The sequence below is a fragment of the Pseudomonas sp. SID14000 genome, assembly GCF_002165135.1.
In the GTDB taxonomy this organism is placed as follows: domain Bacteria; phylum Pseudomonadota; class Gammaproteobacteria; order Pseudomonadales; family Pseudomonadaceae; genus Aquipseudomonas.
Map to the genome: position 1 here is coordinate 1 of NZ_NFZQ01000174.1, position 385 is coordinate 385.

A 385-nucleotide genomic window follows, 5' to 3' on the forward strand; every position below is an offset into this window, starting at 1 on the left:
TTCGATCTGGTGGTCAGCAACCCGCCGTACGTGCCCGCGCCCGAGGAGACACCGCCCGCCTCCGGCCCGGCCCGCGCCTGGGACGCCGGTCCCGACGGGCGTGCCCTGCTCGACCGGATCTGCGCCGACGCCCCGGCGGCGCTGCGCCCCGGCGGCACCCTGCTGCTGGTCCACTCCGCGCTCTGCGGCACCGAGGCGACCCTGCGCCGGCTGGCCGCCGCCGGGATGCGCGCCGAGGTCAGCGACCGGGTCCGCATCCCGTACGGGCCGGTGCTGACCGGGCGGCGCGAGTGGCTGGTGGCGCGGGGGCTGGCCGACGGCAGTCCGTGGGAGGAACTGGTGATCGTCCGTGCCGACCACGCCAGAGCGACCCACGCGGGTGCGG

General features: G+C 78.2%; 1 pseudogene. It reads left to right on the top strand.

The features are described from left to right. A pseudogene (locus tag CAY82_RS27825) lies at positions 1-385 on the top strand (hypothetical protein); the annotation flags it as partial.